General features: G+C 42.3%; 17 protein-coding genes, 1 tRNA gene and 1 pseudogene. 3 read left to right on the plus strand and 16 right to left on the minus strand.

Going from position 1 to position 18829, the window contains the following annotated elements; genetic code table 11:
- Position 1 precedes the first annotated feature (1 nt).
- On the plus strand, positions 2-799 hold the full coding sequence (locus ACXAH9_RS08645) for a zinc ribbon domain-containing protein (protein ID WP_474894463.1): 798 nt from the start codon (positions 2-4) through the stop codon (positions 797-799).
- A 48-nt stretch (positions 800-847) separates the two neighbouring features.
- Here the strand turns inward: ACXAH9_RS08645 and ACXAH9_RS08650 are convergent, their stop codons facing one another.
- Both ACXAH9_RS08650 and ACXAH9_RS08655 read right to left on the minus strand, forming a co-directional pair.
- A complete protein-coding gene (locus tag ACXAH9_RS08650; RefSeq protein ID WP_474894464.1) occupies positions 848-1402 on the minus strand; it encodes a 1-acyl-sn-glycerol-3-phosphate acyltransferase in 555 nt (184 codons plus the stop codon).
- A 71-nt stretch (positions 1403-1473) separates the two neighbouring features.
- Positions 1474-2418, minus strand: coding sequence for an acetyl-CoA carboxylase carboxyltransferase subunit alpha (locus ACXAH9_RS08655; protein ID WP_474894465.1), 945 nt, complete (start codon positions 2416-2418; stop codon positions 1474-1476).
- 130 nt (positions 2419-2548) lie between these two features.
- Here ACXAH9_RS08655 and ACXAH9_RS08660 point away from each other — a divergent pair.
- Positions 2549-2622: transfer RNA gene (locus tag ACXAH9_RS08660), tRNA-Asp, on the plus strand.
- A gap of 80 nt (positions 2623-2702) precedes the next feature.
- Here the strand turns inward: ACXAH9_RS08660 and ACXAH9_RS08665 are convergent.
- Positions 2703-2819: pseudogene (locus ACXAH9_RS08665) on the minus strand (methylglyoxal synthase); the annotation flags it as partial.
- A 294-nt stretch (positions 2820-3113) separates the two neighbouring features.
- Here ACXAH9_RS08665 and ACXAH9_RS08670 point away from each other — a divergent pair.
- A complete protein-coding gene (locus ACXAH9_RS08670) occupies positions 3114-9050 on the plus strand; it encodes a T9SS type A sorting domain-containing protein (RefSeq protein ID WP_474894466.1) in 5937 nt (1978 codons plus the stop codon).
- Between the two features lie 132 nt (positions 9051-9182).
- Here ACXAH9_RS08670 and rplT read toward each other — a convergent pair whose 3' ends face one another.
- The 13 genes from rplT to ACXAH9_RS08735 form a co-directional block, all read right to left on the minus strand.
- On the minus strand, positions 9183-9527 hold the full coding sequence (rplT, locus tag ACXAH9_RS08675; RefSeq protein WP_474894467.1) for a 50S ribosomal protein L20: 345 nt from the start codon (positions 9525-9527) through the stop codon (positions 9183-9185).
- A gap of 107 nt (positions 9528-9634) precedes the next feature.
- A complete protein-coding gene (gene rpmI / locus ACXAH9_RS08680; RefSeq protein WP_349567321.1) occupies positions 9635-9829 on the minus strand; it encodes a 50S ribosomal protein L35 in 195 nt (64 codons plus the stop codon).
- 27 nt (positions 9830-9856) lie between these two features.
- Positions 9857-10411: a translation initiation factor IF-3 gene (gene infC, locus ACXAH9_RS08685; RefSeq protein WP_474894573.1), complete on the minus strand. Its 555-nt coding sequence runs from the start codon at positions 10409-10411 to the stop codon at positions 9857-9859.
- Between the two features lie 72 nt (positions 10412-10483).
- Positions 10484-12427 (minus strand): threonine--tRNA ligase, encoded by a 1944-nt coding sequence (gene thrS, locus ACXAH9_RS08690; protein ID WP_474894468.1) that lies wholly within the window; start codon positions 12425-12427, stop codon positions 10484-10486.
- Entirely contained in the window at positions 12427-13491 is a 1065-nt protein-coding gene (locus ACXAH9_RS08695; RefSeq protein WP_474894469.1) for a hypothetical protein, read from the minus strand. The genes thrS and ACXAH9_RS08695 overlap by 1 nt, the downstream gene beginning before the upstream one ends.
- 39 nt (positions 13492-13530) lie before the next feature.
- Positions 13531-14307: a helix-turn-helix domain-containing protein gene (locus tag ACXAH9_RS08700; RefSeq protein ID WP_474894470.1), complete on the minus strand. Its 777-nt coding sequence runs from the start codon at positions 14305-14307 to the stop codon at positions 13531-13533.
- Positions 14307-14591, minus strand: coding sequence for a hypothetical protein (locus tag ACXAH9_RS08705; RefSeq protein ID WP_474894471.1), 285 nt, complete (start codon positions 14589-14591; stop codon positions 14307-14309). The genes ACXAH9_RS08700 and ACXAH9_RS08705 overlap by 1 nt, the downstream gene beginning before the upstream one ends.
- A 60-nt stretch (positions 14592-14651) precedes the next feature.
- The gene (locus ACXAH9_RS08710; RefSeq protein WP_474894472.1) at positions 14652-15641 is read right to left on the minus strand and encodes a glycosyltransferase family 2 protein; all 990 of its coding nucleotides are present in this window, start codon (positions 15639-15641) and stop codon (positions 14652-14654) included.
- Complete coding sequence (locus ACXAH9_RS08715; RefSeq protein WP_474894473.1) at positions 15634-16437, minus strand: hypothetical protein; 804 nt, start codon at positions 16435-16437, stop codon at positions 15634-15636. Before ACXAH9_RS08715 ends, ACXAH9_RS08710 begins: the two co-directional genes overlap by 8 nt.
- Before the next feature lie 95 nt (positions 16438-16532).
- Entirely contained in the window at positions 16533-17219 is a 687-nt protein-coding gene (locus ACXAH9_RS08720) for an SGNH/GDSL hydrolase family protein (RefSeq protein WP_474894474.1), read from the minus strand.
- Positions 17220-17281: 62 nt separating this feature from the next.
- Positions 17282-18088 (minus strand): energy transducer TonB, encoded by an 807-nt coding sequence (locus ACXAH9_RS08725; RefSeq protein ID WP_474894475.1) that lies wholly within the window; start codon positions 18086-18088, stop codon positions 17282-17284.
- Positions 18089-18181: 93 nt separating this feature from the next.
- Positions 18182-18466, minus strand: coding sequence for a GNAT family N-acetyltransferase (locus ACXAH9_RS08730; protein ID WP_474894476.1), 285 nt, complete (start codon positions 18464-18466; stop codon positions 18182-18184).
- The gene (locus ACXAH9_RS08735; protein WP_474894477.1) at positions 18456-18821 is read right to left on the minus strand and encodes an MmcQ/YjbR family DNA-binding protein; all 366 of its coding nucleotides are present in this window, start codon (positions 18819-18821) and stop codon (positions 18456-18458) included. The genes ACXAH9_RS08730 and ACXAH9_RS08735 overlap by 11 nt, the downstream gene beginning before the upstream one ends.
- Positions 18822-18829: the final 8 nt, after the last annotated feature.

Consider the following 18829-nt stretch of genomic DNA (forward strand, 5'->3'; position numbering starts at 1 on the left):
AATGGAAAATACAGTAGCTAAAAAGCTAGAAGCTTTAGAAAAACTACAGGCACTAGACTCAAAAATTGACGAGATAAAAAAAATTCGGGGAGCTCTCCCTGAAGAGGTTCAGGATCTGGAAGATGAGATAGCAGGGTATCAGACCCGTATCGATAAACAAGGTGAAGAACAGAAGGAATTAGAAGATGCCATCTCGGCCAACAAGACAGCAATAAAAGATGCTGAGAAGCTGATCAAGAAGTACGAAGAGCAGCAGATGAACGTACGAAACAACCGTGAGTACGATGCTATCACGAAAGAGATGGAACTTCAGCAGCTTGAAATTCAGATTCTTGAAAAAAGAATAAAGGAAGCCGGTGAAAAGATCGAAGCTAAAAAAGAAGAGATCGAAGAAACAAAGGCTATTTTAAGTGAAAGAGAAAAGGATCTCAAAAGCAAGAAGGAAGAGCTGGCAACCATCGTTAAAGAATCTGAAGCTGATGAGCAGAAGATCGAGAAGGATCGGGAAAAAGCAGCTAAAAATGTAGAGGATCGACTATTGAAGTCTTACGATAAGGTAAGAAAGAATATGAGAAATGGTCTTGCGGTTGTTCCTGTGAAAAGAGGTGCATGCGGAGGCTGTTTCAACGTAGTGCCTCCTCAGAAACAAGCTGAAATCAGAGAGAAGAAAAAAATTATCGTTTGTGAGCATTGTGGAAGAATTCTTTCCGACGTGGAAGATGTGATAGAGGAAGAAAAGCCGAAAAGAAGAACAACTAGAAAAAAGACTACAACCAAAAAAGCTGCGGCAAAAAAATAAGTTGTCACCATCAAGAAAAAGAAAAGGCTTCCAAATTGGAAGCCTTTTTTATTTTACACCATCTTCCGGATTTTTTCCGGTGAATTGCTTGAAGTGATTTCTGATTTCTTCCATCTCCTGATCCATCTCCCCTTTTGTATAATAAGGCTCATCTATGTAGACTGTCTTGGTTTTATAATCGAATCCAATCTTCACTATCGGCACGCCTGCTTCATGTGCAATGCGATAAAAGCCTGTTTTCCATTTAGGTGCGTAGCTTCGGGTGCCTTCAGGGGTGATTGTCATAATAAACTCTTCACGTGATTTGTATAAGTCTACTACCTGCTGGACCAGTTGAGTACTTCTCTTTTTACTTTTTCGATCTACCGGCACACCTCCGATTGATTTCAGAAAAAAACCTACCAACGGAATTTTAAACAGCTCCTTTTTTGCTAAAAAATTAGGATGAAATCCGATGACATTTCTGGCTCCCCAACCAACAAAAAAGTCCCAGTTGCTAGTATGTGGAGCCACGATAATGACATACTTTTTCAGGTCAGGCTTTTGTCCTTTTACCTTCCACCCAAATAGCTTGTATAACTTAGCAAGTATCCATTTAATCATTCCACCTTCATTTTAGTTTGTGAAATTAAATCTTACGCAAGTAAGAGGAACCGGATAAAAAGCGGCTATTTTTACTTATAAGCACCCATGGAAGAGAATTTATCGATTCGTTCGTTGATCCTTTCCTCTGGAGATTTTGCCGCTAAGGCTTTAAGCTCTTTTGTGATTACTTTTTTTAGTTCACTTGATGCCTTATTCAAATCGGTATGTGCCCCACCAAGTGGCTCTTTAATAATCCCATCGATTAGCTTATTCTTGAGCATATCATCTGCAGTAAGCTTGAGTGCCTCAGCAGCCTGCTCCTTGTAATCCCAGCTTCTCCACAAAATAGAAGAGCATGATTCTGGTGAAATGACCGAATACCAGGTATTCTCCATCATAAATACCTTATCGCCTATAGCGATTCCTAACGCGCCACCTGATGCACCCTCTCCAATGATGATACAGATGACAGGTACCTTGAGCATTGTCATCTCTTTCAGGTTTCTTGCAATGGCCTCTCCCTGCCCTCTTTCTTCAGCTTCTAAACCCGGAAAAGCTCCAGGTGTATCAATAAGTGTAACAATTGGCTTATTAAACTTCTCAGCCAGCTTCATTAACCTCAACGCTTTTCGGTATCCCTCCGGATTTGCCATTCCGAAATTACGCATCTGACGTTGCTTAGTAGATCTCCCCTTCTGCTGACCGATGAACATTACCGTCTCAGAACCAATCGTGCCAAAACCACCAACCATGGCCTTATCATCCTTCACTGTTCGGTCACCATGAAGCTCAATGAAGTCATTTGTAATCTCATAGATGTAATCCAGCGTATAAGGGCGCTCCGGATGACGGGATAATTGTACCCTTTGCCAGCGGGTGAGATTGCTAAATGTCTCCTTCTTCAATTTCAATATTTTTTTCTCCAATTGATTTACCGCATCTGAAACATCCACATCACTGGTCTTGGCCAGCTCTTTCATATCGGTAAGTTTGGACTCTAGCTCAGAAATAGGTTTTTCAAAGTCTAATAACATAGGATTGAATTTGCAGCAACAAACTTACGGCGAAAGGTTTAAACACCTTTAAAATATTATTAAGAAAATTCGTGATCAGGTATTGTTTGAAAAGAAATAAGCTTTTAGCTTTGCATCGCTTTTGTAGCACGGTCCGGTAGTTCAGTTGGTTAGAATGCCTGCCTGTCACGCAGGAGGTCGCGAGTTCGAGTCTCGTCCGGACCGCAAAAGTCACAAACCCATCTCTTCATGAGGTGGGTTTTTTGTTTTTAAAAGCCATAAAAACTTAAGCCTCACAAACTCAATCAATTTTTCAATAAGGATTGGAAAACCAATTCAGCCGTTACGGGATTTGTGGCCAGAGGAGTGTTGTGCGCACCACAGGTACGCATCAGCATCTGCACATCCGGTTCATGAGGATGCTATCGCAACATTCATTGGTTGAGTGAACAATCCAGGCAATTTGTGTTTTACGATAAATCACATCACTGAAAACAATATCCCGTCACATAATGTGAAAATAAAATATTTGCATTAGCAACTACTAACAATTCTCAAATGGTACAATATTAAGTTGAAATAGAAGCATTTCGTCGAAAAATTTATCAATTGCTAAATCAGAGACATATCTTCGCAGCATATGTTTGAGTGAAATGTGCTCCATCCATTAAGAAGGCACCAGCCACGAGTTAGCGAAACCTTACTTTTCCATCTGTATGAAAAAGCTTTTTATTCCTTTATTAATATTCATTTTTTCATCTCCAGTAATTTCTCAGGATGATTGCGCTGCTCGAGCGATATTTGATTGGGACGATTTTGATGGAAATGAGCCTGTGATTGGTGATACGTATAATACAGGAACGGTAGATTTTGTTTTTTCATCTTCTGGGTCCACAGCAAGAACCACTCTTGATAATATCGGAAATGGTTATTTCCCAACAGGAAATAATGTTTTTGGTGACGCATGGAATATTCTTCAAGATCTTCAAAACAATACTGAGAGTGTTACCTACACGGTAGATTTCAATGGTGACCTTCTTTATGATTTTTGCTTCACGCTCTTGGATGTTGATACCAATGGAGACTTTGTAGACCAGGTTACTGTTAATGGGATTGATGCTCTCGGTGGCACAATTACCTTAACTGCCGGAGACATTAGTAATCAGGGGCCAAATGTAAGTTTTACTGCAACCAATGTATTTACTGGAACAGGTGCATCGCCTGACGCATTCAATGACCCTCAGTCTAATGTGACCATTTGCTTTCCTGAACCTATTCAACGGGTAGAGATAGTTTATACAAACACAGATCCTTCCAACCCTCAACAACAAGGTATTGGGGTTTTTGACTTCAATTTCTGCTCTCTTGACTTTGATAATGATGGAACACGAGACACTGCGGAAACTGATTCAGATGGAGATGGTATTTCTGATATGCAAGAAGGCTATACTCCAGGTGATGCAGATGCAGATGGGATTCCTAACTGCTATGATAGTGATTTCCCAGGACGTGTAGATTCCAACGGAGACAATACCGATGATAATTTCGACAGTGACCTGGATGGCGCACCTGATGCCCTGGATCTCGACTCTGACAATGATGGAATATTAGATGCAATCGAGAATCTTCCTGCGACCGGAGGTTTCCCGGAAGATACAGATGGAGATGGTACGGACGACTACTTAGATAGTGATTCGGATGAAGATGGAGTATCTGATTTAATTGAAGGTAATGATATTGATTTTAATGGTGTGGTTGATGTGGCGCTTGCAGGTACAGATGCTGATGGTGATGGAATAGATGATAACATTGATACCGTTGATGGATTAGAAACTGCAGGTAATTCCACAGGTATCATCTCGGTTGTTGCAGCTAACCTGGTAGATGATGATACTACACCCGACTATAGAGATCCAGATGATGATGGAGATGGAACACTCACAAGCGCTGAAATTCCGGATGCTAACGGAGATGGGATTCCTGATTACATTTCAGCATGTGATGACGGGTCTGTATTAACATTCAATGGGTTCGCAGATGGAACAACGCCAGGTCCGGTATTTAATGTGGACGCGGTTGATATTACTTTTAGTTTTACTGACCCATCAAATTCCTCGCAAGAATACGAGATAGATAATCAGATTCAAACGGACAATTACGTTCGAGTACTTCAAACGACAAGCTCTGCATCTTCTTTTACCTTACTCAGGGTCAAATTCGACAAGCCATTAGAAGGGTTTTGCTTTGACCTTCTGGACATAGATAAAGCGAGTGGAAATCATGCAGACTCCATGGCTGTTAATATTTTCCGGGATGGAGATGTTGTTGTGCTCGATGGGAGCAATATTATCAATGGAGCATATAATAAACTCAATACTAACAATTTTGTCGTTGGAACTGCCAACTCTAATAATGACGAGTATTTTGGGAATGTAAGGCTTTGTTTACTTCAATCAGTAGACTCATTGGTAATTAAATATGGTAATGCTATACCCATTGGAAATCAAGCAGTTGGATTAGATGACTTTTCATGGTGTGGAATTGATTCAGATTATGATCAAATACTTGATTTCAATGATCCGGATGATAACAATAATGGCATCAGCGATATCATTGAAGGAGGTGGTGTCGATCATTCTTTAGATACTGATGGAGATAAAATTCCAGACTACATGGATGCCGACTTTGCAGGATTCACGGACAGTAATGGAGATGGAGTTAATGATAATGCAGACCTGGACCTGGATGGGATTCCGGATCATGTAGATAAAGACACGGATAATGATGGAATTCCAGATGCAGTAGAAGCCAATGGAGGCAACTTACCTGCAAATATGGATGCCGATGGGGCCTACCCTCCTTCATACGCGTTAGCTAATGATTCTGACGGAGATGGAATTGTCAACGACGTTGATACCTCTACAGGTGGTACAGCACTGTCTAACCCGGATACTGACGGAGACACCTTCAACGATTTTAGAGATCTCGATTCTGATGGCGATGGCATCCCTGATCTGATTGAGGCTGGAGGGGCCGATGCTGATAATGACGGCCAAATTGATAACTTTTCGGATGCAACGGGAGATGGATTTCATGATGATTACGATCCGGATGTTTTCGGTACCACTTTGCTGAGCGGCAGTATCTCAAAGTATGCACGGGATTCCGATGGTGACAATATTGCAGATTACTTAGATATTGACTCTGATGGTGACGGTGTGATAGATAATATCGAATCACAATCAACAGCTGGGTATGTGGCTGCAGTGGGTACGGATACCGATGGTGATGGCTGGGATGACAGCTATGATGCTGATAATGGAGGAACTGCACCTTCCCTACCTGATACAGACTCGGATGCTACGGCTGATTACCTGGATTCGGATTCGGATGGCGATGGAATAAATGATAGTGTGGAAAGTCGGGATTCAGACAGTGACGGTGTAGCCGATCAACTGGCATCAGGAACAGACACTGATGGAGACGGACTGGATGATGCATATGATTCTGATTGTGCTCCATGTGGCAGTATTACCGGTGTGACGGCTCCTACACAGGACACAGATACGGATAGCCGTCCTGATTATAGAGATACCGACGATGATGGTGACGGTGTATTATCATCATCAGAAGATTATAACGCAAATGGAAACTTTGCCGACGATTTCACTCAAGGAGGCTCGCCTACTCCGGATTATTTATTCTTCACCAACGACCCTGATGGAGATGGAGTAGACAATGCGAGCGATCTGGATGACAATAATGATGGCATTCCTGATACCCAGCAATCTGATGTAATAGACACAGATGGAGACGGAATTGTCGATAGATACGACCTGGACATAGATGGTGATGGTATTCCAAATGCATACGAAGCAAACGATGGATCCCTTCCTGCCAACATGGATGAAAATGGCCAGTATCCTGTGGCCTACGCTACTGCAAATGATATAGATGGTGATGGTCTGGTGGACGATATTGATGATACCGGAGGGGCTTATTTCTTAGGTACACCTTTACCAAACAATGATTTTGATGGTGATGGATTATCAGATTTTGAAGATGCAGATACCGATGGTGATGGCATTCCAGATGCGATAGAGTCAGTAGGAACAGACACTAATGCTAATGGCATCCCTGACTCATTCACAGATACGGATGGCGATGGAAACCTGGACTACAGAGATGGAGATTCTGATGGCGATGGCATCCTGGATTTAAGAGAGGGTCAAACTACGGCTGGGTATATTGGTACTCCATCAGGAACGGATACCGATGGAGATGGTATTGATGATAGCTTTGATGCGGATAATGGAGGAACAGCCATCATTGGAAATGATCATGATAACGATGGCACTCCTGACTTTCAAGACACAGATAGTGACAATGATGGCATATCAGACCTGATTGAAGGGAATGATAATAATGCAGACGGTGTGGAAGATGACACTCCATCAGGAACTGATGCAAATGACAATGGAGTTGATGATGATTTTGATGCGACTCCTGTGGCACTTCAAAATACGGATGCAGATAGTGAGCCTGACTGGAGAGACAATGATGACGATGGAGATGGTACTCCAACTGCTGATGAAAATGTCGATATAAACCCTGCGGATGGAACTCCTGATTATTTGCAATCTAATGGTAACACGTGTGGCACAGGTTTTACTTCTGTTGCTACAAATGCCTTAGCTGTTGAAAGCGAGACTGGCATTGGCAATGGAGGTGGTATTGCTGCCACGGGAGCGCAGGATTATGTAGCTGGATCAGGTGATTTTACTACTGTCGCAACAGTTGGGAATGGAGATCAACTGGATTTGTATCTGGGCAGCTTTGTTCCTTCTGGATCTACAATAAGTATCCGATATACAGCTGGCGCAATTGGAGATCAGGTAAATGTTAACAGCTCTGTTGATAACATTACATATGGAAATTCACAGACATTTACATCCACAGTCACCACCACAGGAGCAGCAACTTTTTCTTACGTCACCACTGCAGATGTTTATTACGTAAGGTTTACCGGAACCGTGGCAGGTGATCTTGTTGCAATTGACGCACTATCCTTTACCGGATGTCTTGCTGATAGTGACAATGATGGCACTGCGGATGTCTCTGATAATGACAGTGACAATGACGGACTGACAGACCTCCAAGAGGGCAATGGTACCGACCCTTCAGCCGATGCAGATGCGGATGGAGTACCCAATTTCCTTGATACTGACTTTGTTGGTTTTGAAGATATAAATTCAGATGGTATCAATGATAATTTTGATCAGGATTTAGATGGCGTTCCAAACCACCAGGATCTGGATTCAGACAATGACGGAATTCCGGATGCGATTGAAGCAAATGGTGGCTCATTACCGGCTAATATGACGTCTGAGGGAGCATATCTATCATCATATGTTGCAGCAAATGATACTGATAATGATGGCTTGGCAAATGATGTGGATATAGATAACGGGGGTACTGCACTTGCTAACCCAGACACAGATAATGGTACAGGATACGATGACAATTTGCCCGACTTTCTTGATCGAGATTCTGATAACGATGGCATTACAGATGTGGCTGAAAATAATGGCACAGACTCCAACCGTGATGGTATCCTGGACAACTTTGTAGACACAGATGGTGATGGATTAAATGATTCAGTGGACCCAGATAATGGTGGGACAGCATTGACCATAATCAATACGGATGGAGCAGATAATCCTGATTATCTCGATACAGACTCAGACAATGACAGTGCAGGATCTCCTGGACTTGGGGATATATTTGAGGGTCATGACTCTAATTTTGATGGGACTCCATCATGGGATGACAATGATAATTTTATTTTAGACACCAACGAAGGGAATATTGATCTGGACGGTGATGGCATCCTGGATGCATTTGATCCGGATCAGGGAGGAATAGGTGCAGCCTTACCGAATGCCGATGGAGATGGTTTAGCGAACTTCAGAGATAATGACGATGATGGTGATGGTACTCCTACCCTCTCGGAAGATGCTAATTCAGATGGAAACTATTTCAATGACTTCACAGAAGGACAATCTGGTGAGTTTGCCAGCGTTCCCGATTATCTTTACAACTCGTCATCTCCTCTCCCGGTTGAGTTAATTAGCTTTAAAGTGACACTAGCAAACAAAAATGCAGAGCTGACCTGGATCACTGCGCAAGAGATCAATAACGATCACTTTGAAATCGAGTATTCCAATGATGGCTTATCGTTTGAATCAATTGGGCAAGTGGAAGGAAACGGAACGGTAAGTCAGATTTCGGAATACACATTCGTTCACAGTAACCTTCGGTCAGGCTTTAACTATTACCGATTGAAACAAGTAGATTACGACGGCCGGTTTGATTACTCACAGATCAAGCGTATTAGTCTCGGAGCTTTTGAAGACGTGACCATCAGCATCTACCCTAACCCAACCAATGATTGGGCGAATGTGATTATCAATGAAGGCATGGCTACTTCCATTGAATTGATCACTTTGAGTGGCACGGTGTTAAAGTCTATCACCTATGAGGAAGGAATGAACAAACACACCTTTGATGTGACAGGGCTAAAAGCTGGTATGTATTTGATCAGGGTGCAGGGACCCGAAGTGAATACAATCAAGAGACTAGTGATCAGATAATAGACACTTAATAGCATAATAGCATAAACCCCATCCGTTCGGTTGGGGTTTTATTTTGTCCGTTTCAAATCATCACACACAAAAAAACCCTCACATCGCTGTGAGGGTTCCTAAAGTCTTAAGAAGAAGTGCTTACTTCTTCACTGTGTCGACTACTGCTTTGAAAGCCTTAGGCTCATTCATCGCCAGATCAGCAAGTGCCTTTCTGTTGATTTCAATTCCAGCTTCTTTCAGCTTACCCATAAACACGGAGTAAGACATTCCGTGCTCGCGAGCACCAGCATTGATTCGTTGGATCCACAGTGATCTAAATTCTCTTTTCTTCGCTTTTCTGTCTCTGTAGGCATATGACCATCCTTTCTCAATGGCGTTCTTAGAAACAGTCCAGACATTTTTTCTTCTGCCAAAGTATCCTTTGGCGTGCTTCATCATCTTCTTACGACGAGCTCTGGAAGCTACATGATTTACTGATCTCATTTTGTTTTGTTTTTGACGATTGGCGCTCCGACTTTAACGGAAACTTCAGCCAATAATCGGGTTTTACATTTAACCATCCGTTAACTAACGGATCTAATTAATCGAAATTACAGATTCAAAAGACGTTTGATGTTTGGTTCATCCGCCTTATCCACTACTGCCATGTATCGAAGATTACGCTTCTGCTTGGTCTCCTTCTTGGTCAGAATGTGGTTTTTGAATGCGTGCTTTCTTTTAATCTTTCCAGTTCCAGTTAGCTTAAATCGCTTCTTGGCGCTGGAGTTTGTTTTAAGTTTCGGCATCTCTACTTTATTCTGTTCTACTATTAATTACTTTTTCTGTTGCTTAGGCGCCACGAACAATATCATTCGTTTACCCTCCATTTTCGGAAGCTGCTCTACTTTACCCAACTCCTCAAGTGCTTGCGCAAACTTAAGAAGCAAAATTTCTCCCCTGTCTTTGAAAACAATCGTTCTTCCGTAGAAGTGTACGTATGCTTTCACCTTCGCTCCGTCTTTCAAAAACTTCTTCGCATGATTCAACTTAAAATTGAAATCATGGTCATCTGTATTGGGACCAAACCGTATCTCTTTGATTACTGTCTTCTGAGCTTTGGCTTTGATCTCCTTTTGTTTCTTCTTCTGCTCGTACTTGAACTTAGAGTAATCGATCACTTTACATACAGGCGGATCAGCATTTGGTGAAATTTCCACCAAGTCAAGATTTTGCTCTTTAGCGATTTTAATTGCCTGCTCTATTGGGTAAACATCAACCTTCACATTGTCTCCAACCACCCTTACCTTTCGTGCAGTGATTTTCTCATTTACCTTGTAAGGCTCTTCTTTTCTGATTCTGGAAGGGCCTCTTCTTCTTAGTTTAGCGATTGTACTCCTTTATTTTAGTTGAACATTAAAAACAAAACGCAAATATCGCGATTATTTAGTCTTAACAAAAACTCAATTGATAAGTTCAGCCACTTTATTGTGGAAAAAACGAACAAATTCCTCTTTTTTCATCGATCCAATGTCTCCTTCTCCGTGCTGTCTCACAGAAACAGCTCCTTCGGCTTGCTCCTTTTCACCTACAATTAACATATAAGGGATCTTTTTTACCTCAGAATCTCGAATTTTCTTTCCGATTTTCTCATCCCGTTCATCAATAAACCCGCGTATGTCCTGCTCCTGCATTTCTAAATAAATCTGCTTGGCATAATCGTGATATTTTTCAGAAATTGGAAGAATGGCGATCTGCTCAGGTGCCAGCCATAATGGGAAATCTCCTGCACAATTCTCAATAAGTATGGCAATGAAACGTTCCATCGAACCAAAAGGTGCTCGATGGATCATCACTGGTCTGTGCTTCTGATTGTCACTTCCTACATACTCCAACTCAAATCGATTTGGAAGACTGTAGTCTACCTGAATGGTTCCCAGTTGCCATTTTCTACCCAACGCATCTTTGACCATAAAGTCTAGTTTTGGACCATAAAATGCCGCTTCGCCATATTCTACAACCGTCTGCAGTCCTTTTTCATCAGCAACCTCTTGAATTTCTCTTTCAGCACGATCCCAATCTTCATCTTTTCCGATGTACTTCTCAGGGTTGTCTGGGTCTCTGAGGGAGACTTGCGCCGTGAAGTCGCCAAAACCCAGTGCGCCAAAAACGTGAAGTACAAGATCAATTACCTTGGCAAACTCTTCCTTCACCTGATCCTGACGACAGAAGATGTGTGCATCATCTTGTGTAAAACCTCGCACACGTGTAAGTCCGTGCAGCTCACCACTTTGCTCATAGCGATAAACTGTACCAAATTCAGCATACCTGATCGGAAGGTCTTTATACGATCGTGGGCGCGACTTATAAATCTCACAGTGATGCGGACAGTTCATCGGTTTAAGTAAGAACTCTTCATCTTCTGCAGGAGTTTTGATTGGCTGAAATGAATCCTCTCCATACTTTGCATAGTGACCGGAAGTCACATACAACTCCTTACCACCTATATGCGGCGATACCACCTGATCGTACCCCGCTTTTAATTGCGCCTTACGCATAAAGTTTTCCAGACGTTCACGCAACACGGCACCTTTAGGCAACCATAGTGGTAGCCCCTTCCCTACTTTTTCAGAGAAAGTGAAAAGCTCCAGCTCTTTTCCTATTTTCCTGTGGTCACGCTGCTTGGCCTGTTCCAGGAGTTCCAGATACTCCTTTAGCTCTTTCTGTTTGGGAAACGAAATGGCGTATAGACGAGTTAACTGCTTTCTATTTTCATCTCCTCTCCAGTAAGCACCCGCTACATTCAATATTTTTACCGCCTTGATGTAGCCGGTATGAGGAATATGCGGTCCGCGACATAGATCGGTGAAGTTTCCCTGATTGTAGAAAGTGATACTTCCATCCTCCAGTCCGTCAATGAGCTCAAGTTTATACTCATCGCCTTTTTCCTTATAGAATTTGATGGCGTCTGCCTTTGAAATATCCTTTCTGGTAAATTCATTTTTTTCACGGGCCAGCTCCAGCATCTTCTTTTCGATCGCTTCCAAATTGTCCGCGTCAAATTCCTGATCACCGAAATCTATATCATAATAGAACCCATTTTCTATGGGAGGACCAATGCCCAACTTGATTCCCGGGTAGAGCGCTTCCAGTGCCTCCGCCATCAGGTGAGCCGAAGAGTGCCACATGGTAGATTTTCCTTCCTCATCATTCCAGGTCAGCAACTGCAACTCAGCATCCTCTTCGATGGGACGAAAAGAATCTCTTACTTCTCCGTTTACCTTGGCGGCCAATACGTTTCTAGCCAGCCCTTCACTGATACTCATAGCCACATCCAAAGCTGTGCTACCTTTCTCGTATTGTCTCTTGGAGCCATCCGGTAATGTAATGGTGATTTGATCACTCATTAATTCTCAATTTTTTTTGGTTGTAATTCAATTGTTGGAAGCTTTTCTTCCTCAAATTTTAAGCGCTGCAAATATGCAATTTTTCGCTGTATAAGGTCTATTCTTTGTTGTGCTAATGTGTCATCAGGGTTTAAACGAGTAAGGTATTCGAAGTATTTTAATGAAGTTGTGAACCAACCTCGCTCATCATATAAGTCCCCCGCCTTCCAAATGGGTTTCCTGTTTGCTGAGTCTTTGGCAATAACATCTGCCAATACGTAACTGGCAGAATCCCATAATAAGTCCTTTTTAAACCAATCAGCCAGCAAATAAGCAATGGTATCACGATCGGCATAGGGTTTAATTACCTGCCGAGCTTCCGTTCTCCTGTTTGCATTTTCCAGCATCCGAGCATAAGCAAGCTGAATATTAAAATCGTATTTATTCTGCTCAGCATAGTCACCAACCACCTGAAAACTGAAGTCATAATAACCTAACCGGTTTAGAATTTTTCCATACTGCCACATTAATTCATGCTGAGGATCCAGTTTATACAGCTTACCTAGGTTGTAAACGGCAAGTACTGTATCCTTGATTAACAGGTATTGTTCAGAAGCAAATCGAATATCCTCAAGCGACTGCCTTTTTGTTAAGAACCATCTCAGTTCTTCTGAAGCTCTTTTATGCGAACCCGCCTGTACCAGTGATGCAATATATTGCTGGGCAAACTCACGTTTTAAATCATATTCCTCATCCCAACGATCAAACACCTCAACAAGTAGTTGGTGGCGTTGATGCTGCTCGTAGTATGCGATGTATTGACGCACCAATTGATTGGTCATTCCATGGCCCTCCCGATATGCGTCAAGAGCAGAAATACACGTCGTAGGCCACTCTAACTGCTCGCAATAGAATAGCTTTTGATCGACCAACCGGCTATTCTCCGGATCCGATTTTAATTTGTCATTGATGCGCTCAAGTGCTTCACTGTAAAATCCTGCGTGCAGTTCAGGAACAACAATCTTGTCGTTCTTTGGGGAAGAACAAGCAACAACAAACACCAACAATAAGAAGGATCTCCACATAAGCGATCAAAGTTAATTTGATTGCGGTGGAATTAAGTGCTAGTCTGTGCTCTTCTTTAATCTTTCAACGTCGTTTCTCAGATTTCCGATCATTTCCATCATTTGATCCATGGAAAGCTCATTGGTGGTGTTCGGGTCTGGAAACTCTACAGAGATGTATGCTTTCGCCTCCCATATCTCTACAACTTCTGCAGGATCAAGCTCATAAGCGCTAAAGGATTTATTATCAGAAACCAGGAACAGCTTTCCTTTTTCCTCGATGTAGTTGAAAACACGTTTGTATACCACTCCTTCCGATTGGGTCACCAGCACGTAGGTATTTCCGTTTCTGATATGATCCAGCTGTTCTACATATTTACCAATGATGATACTTCCGGAAGCTATTGGCAGCATGGAGTCACCGGCGATTTCAAAGGCTCTATAGGTTCCTCCTTTAGGCAGGACAGGTAGATGAAACCTTGGAAGATCTGTCAGGTACTCCGGGTCGGCATACCCATTGGTGTAACCGGCTGCAGCTTTGGTGGGAACCAGTTGGATATACTCTTCGTCAGCATCCTCGTCTACGGTAACAGCAAGCACTTTTACATTTTGCTTAGGCACCCGATTCTCCCGTGTCAGATCTTCATTGATCAACTCATCCACAGTTACCTCAAATAGCTCAGCCATTTTTGATAATGTGGTGAGCCTCGGATCTGCCCTGCCCTCTTCATACGCTCCCACAGATGGGCGATTAATTCCCAAGGCCAAAGCGAAGGTTTCCTGGGTGTATCCTTTCTTCTTTCGAAGGTATTTGATGTTATTAGGTATTCGTGCCATTATTCGAAGATCATGAGGTTGGTTGGTTGTGATTCCTGCCCTACACTAAATAAATGAAGGTGACGGGATTCGATGCTGCGATCGAGCTCGTTCAATCGTTTTCTGATGCGATGAATGACAGAACGCAATGTTTCATCTGCCTCCACCAGTACATAGCCATATAGCTGCTTACTCTCCCTGATTGTCGCAAAAAATTTGACTTGATAGCGACCTGAACTGAGCTTCTTCGAAGTAATTCTCAGTTTATAATAATCATCTAATATCAAATCCTTTGCTACCTGCATGGTTGAGTATTTGATGATAAAATTAGTAAAAAATATTGAATACTAAAATTTTTAGACTTTTTATGAAGCTAAAATAAAATGCTTGCCCTCTTCATAGCCTTTTTCAATTAAAAATGACCGAATTTCATCGCGTGTACCACGATTAGAAACATAGGAAACTACGAACGCTTTTTCTTTATCAGGGAGGTTTTCATAATGACGAACACCCTTACTTTCCTTCACATCGATGTATCCCGCTATCGAAATGCCTTCCTTTTTAAGGTGATCACTTCTTCTTCGTGATACTCTCCCAGCTCCCCACACCCATACATGTGGATGAAAAGGATTGTGATTCTTTAGCCATTTGCTGAGATAAACAGCCTTAACGCTAAAAAATGCATCTTGAGTGTATCGTTTATCTGTCCGGGTAAGTCTGTTTTCTGTGTCCCTCCATTTCAAAACGGGTTGATCCACTTTTTTCATTTTCACTCCATGTGACTGAAGCCGGAGAAAGAACGCATAATCTTCCGGAAACTCATTGTCCTCAAACATACCGTATGAATCAAAAAGGGGTTTCCGAATCATCATGGTTGGATTAGCTAGAGGAAACTCTACGAATTGATTTAAAGTAATTTCATCAGGCTCTGTGATCGTATTGAGCCAGTTTACATAATGGATAAACCCTTCATTTTCTGAAGGGCCCAGGTATTCCACCAGACCAGAAGCGACACCCAGATCATCTTCCGCTTCCAGCATCTCTACTTGTTGATTTAATCGTTCAGGAAATGCAATATCATCTGCATCCATTCGGGCGATGAATTGCCCCCTGGACGCTCTGATTCCTGCATTTGCAGCATGAGCGACCCCTCGTTGCTCTTCATGGATGAGGATGATCTGATCATGTAATGCAAATGATTTAGCCACTTTGAGTGATGCATCCGTAGAATTATTGTCCACTAAAATCAGCTCGAAATTTTGATAGGATTGATTTAGAATACTTTCGATGGCTTCCTCAAGGAACGGAGCATTGTAAAACGGAAGCACCACTGATACAAGAGGTGTATCAATCATTTCCGCCTTCGTCTTCCTCCTCTTCAGTGGTACCTTCAACCGATGGCTCCTCAGTGGATTCCTCTGGTGCTGAATCTTCTACCTTGTCCTTCTTTTTCTTTTTAAACAAGCCCTTGAAGAATGGCTCCTTCGTTTGTAGTGAATCTGGTGTGTTGCCCGACAGACTATCCACAGGAGTTGGCTTTGGTCTAGGACGCCTATCCACCAACCTTTCCGCAAAATACTTATTGTAGTAAAGCTGCTCTACATTGAAATTATCCTTCGGATCATAACCATACAGGAACCTGTCTTTTTCTTCCTCTTCTTCCGCTTTAGCCACAGACTGTCTCGCCGCAGAATCCAGAACCAGGGAATCCATCGCCACAGATAACGAATCTACACCCAGTGAATCCGCAAAATCGGAGGCTACAAATTCATTAGAGATGGGTTCTGGTGCCAACACATTCTCCATTGGAGCTGTTCGCATCTGGTATTTCTTTATTGGTTTCCAGGCTGGCTTAATGATCCCATACTTTGTTTTGTTCTGTATCCGCCAAGGAACGACCTTTTCACCAGCATAAGCATAATAGTCTGTCTTGGGTTGAGCAACTACCCCAAGTGAGTCATCCGGATCTGCTCCACTTTGCTGAGCCAGAAATTGCGAACGGGTATTTTCATCCAGCTGCCATACATAGGAAAAATAGGCATTTCGGGTAGAATCATCCAGAATGTATGTACTCTGATAGGCAGAGCATATCACCTTGTCCTGGCAGGAGATCAAGGATGCATAACACAAAAGGACGATCAGCCTCTTCATAGAGATTGGTTGTGACAAGCAGTGATTTGGATCAAAAATAGGTTTAATTTCTTATATACCTATAAATCAACGACGAAATTGAACTTTTAGTAGATTTATCTGGATGATAAGTTGTTAAACACATGATCATACATCTTGTCTACCCACATTTCGTACATTTTTCCTGATGGATGAAGGCCGTCCGAGGCAATCAAGGCAGGGTCTTCTTTTGCTTTTCTGGAGATGGGGGTAATGTCAAAGAATTTCACATCCCGAAGTTTAGAAATCTTCTCCGCAATCGCATTATAGTTATCCAGTTCGGTGGCGATTTTTTCCTCATCCAGCATTTTCTTCTTGGCAAATGGCGTCATCCCATAATCCGGAATGGATACCACCATCACATTATAGGGGTTGCCACCCGCAAAATCTATTGCCTGATCTAAAAGCAGTTTGAATTCTTTTTCGTACTGCTCCACTGGATATCCACGATACTGATTATTTACTCCTATTAATAAGGAAACAAAATCATAAGGCCCCTCTACGTCAGCTTTCACAATTCCTGATATAAGCTCATCTGTTGTCCACCCAGTTGTGGCTACTATCACTGGGTCTACCTGGATAGAATCTTTTCTCAATCTGTGAGCTAATTGAACGGGCCAGCGTTCATCCACATCTACTGCTTCGCCGATGGTATAGGAATCACCCAGGGCAAGAAAAACATACCCGTCTTTATTCATGGAGTCGGACTTTTGGGTGGCGCAGGAAGAAACGATCAATACACATAAGAGAAATAACAAACGCATGATTAGGGATTTTGTGCAAATTAAAGATTTCGCGAATGAAATCCTCAACTAATCCCATTTCACTAGCGCTTTTCCAAAATGAACCTGACTGGTATGATCTTCTTCACCCTGACAGGCACTCCACGCTGTTTACCCGGATTCCATGCTGGAGCATTTGCTATCACTCGAATGGCTTCTTCATCACACCCTGCACCAATTCCTTTAGCTAGCTGCACATTCGTGATATTTCCATCTTTTTCAATAACAAACTGAACATATACTGCCCCGGAAATACCCAAACGCATAGCAGCAGGTGGGTATTTAAGTTCACTACTTAAATAAGCATAGAAAGCCTCTATTCCTCCTTTGGGTGTAGGTTCCTGCTCTACCACAACAAAGATTTCATCCACAACCTCCTCCTCTTCTTCCGGTGGGGTGTAGTCCACTACTTCCACCACTTCGTCTTCGGTTACCTCCACATCCAAATTGATCGTGATATCCTCAATAATCTCTGCATCTTTTACCTCAGCAATCTTAAACGCCTCCTGTTTTGGAGGTGGAGGTGGAGGTGGTTGACTGCTTATTGGAATTTCGATGATTTCATTTAAATCTCCCTGAACCTCTCCCAGGTCCACAATATCTCCCGAATCATAGCTTTTCCAGTTTATGGCTATGATCGCTAATAATATACTCACAGCCATACCAACATTCATAAAAAGCGGTCTTAGACGAAGGTCTCGTTCCTTACGCTCCTGCTTGATTTTAAGTAGCTCATTGTAAAGGTCTACTTCTTTATTGACTTTAACGATCTCTTCGTTAACTGAAGAAAGTTCATTAATAACTCCTGGATGTAAACTCGTGGGAGGATGAAGTTCATCTGCCTTTTTCATGATCAATAGATTTAAATGGATGATATGTAAACCTATTGATCCCTAACAGCTTAAGTTATGACCTATGCTAAAGCGTGAAGTGATTAAAATCACCTATAGCACATCCCGCAACTCTTCATTCTTATCAAAAACGGAACGTGCGAAAGGACATAGTGGTACAATGCTTATCGCTTTCTTTCGGGCATCATCCACAGCTCGTTCTACCATTTTCTTGCCCAAACCTGTTCCTCTCATCGAGTCATCTACCTCGGTATGATCAATGATGATTCGGTCAGACCCTGCTTTGGAATAGGTCATCTCTCCTACTTTATTCCCATCCATCTCTACAAAATAGGAACCTTTGGATTCTGACTCTTCATGTTGTATCTCAATGTCCATCACTTTGCTTTAATTCTTCTTTTAGCTTTTTCGGAAGTTTGCTGACTACCAGCTCATAGCTGTGATTGATCAGGTGTCTGATCTTATCATCAGGAACTGATCCATCGGTATCGACAGAATTCCATTGCTTTTTATGCATGTGATACCCCGGACGGATGGAACCGTCAAACTTTTCGCGAAGTTCAATGGCGTACTCCGGATCACATTTGAGGTTGATGAATTCAAAGGAATCAATTCCGGTGAGGGCATACATTTTATCCATCACTTTGAACACCAACGTATCCGGACCAAACGGGGTGTGTTCGGTGGTACCGGGCTTAGCCAGGCAGTAGTCTCGAAATTCTTCGATGTTCATGGAGGAAA

It is taken from the genome of Ekhidna sp. ABH4_415 (assembly GCF_056161305.1).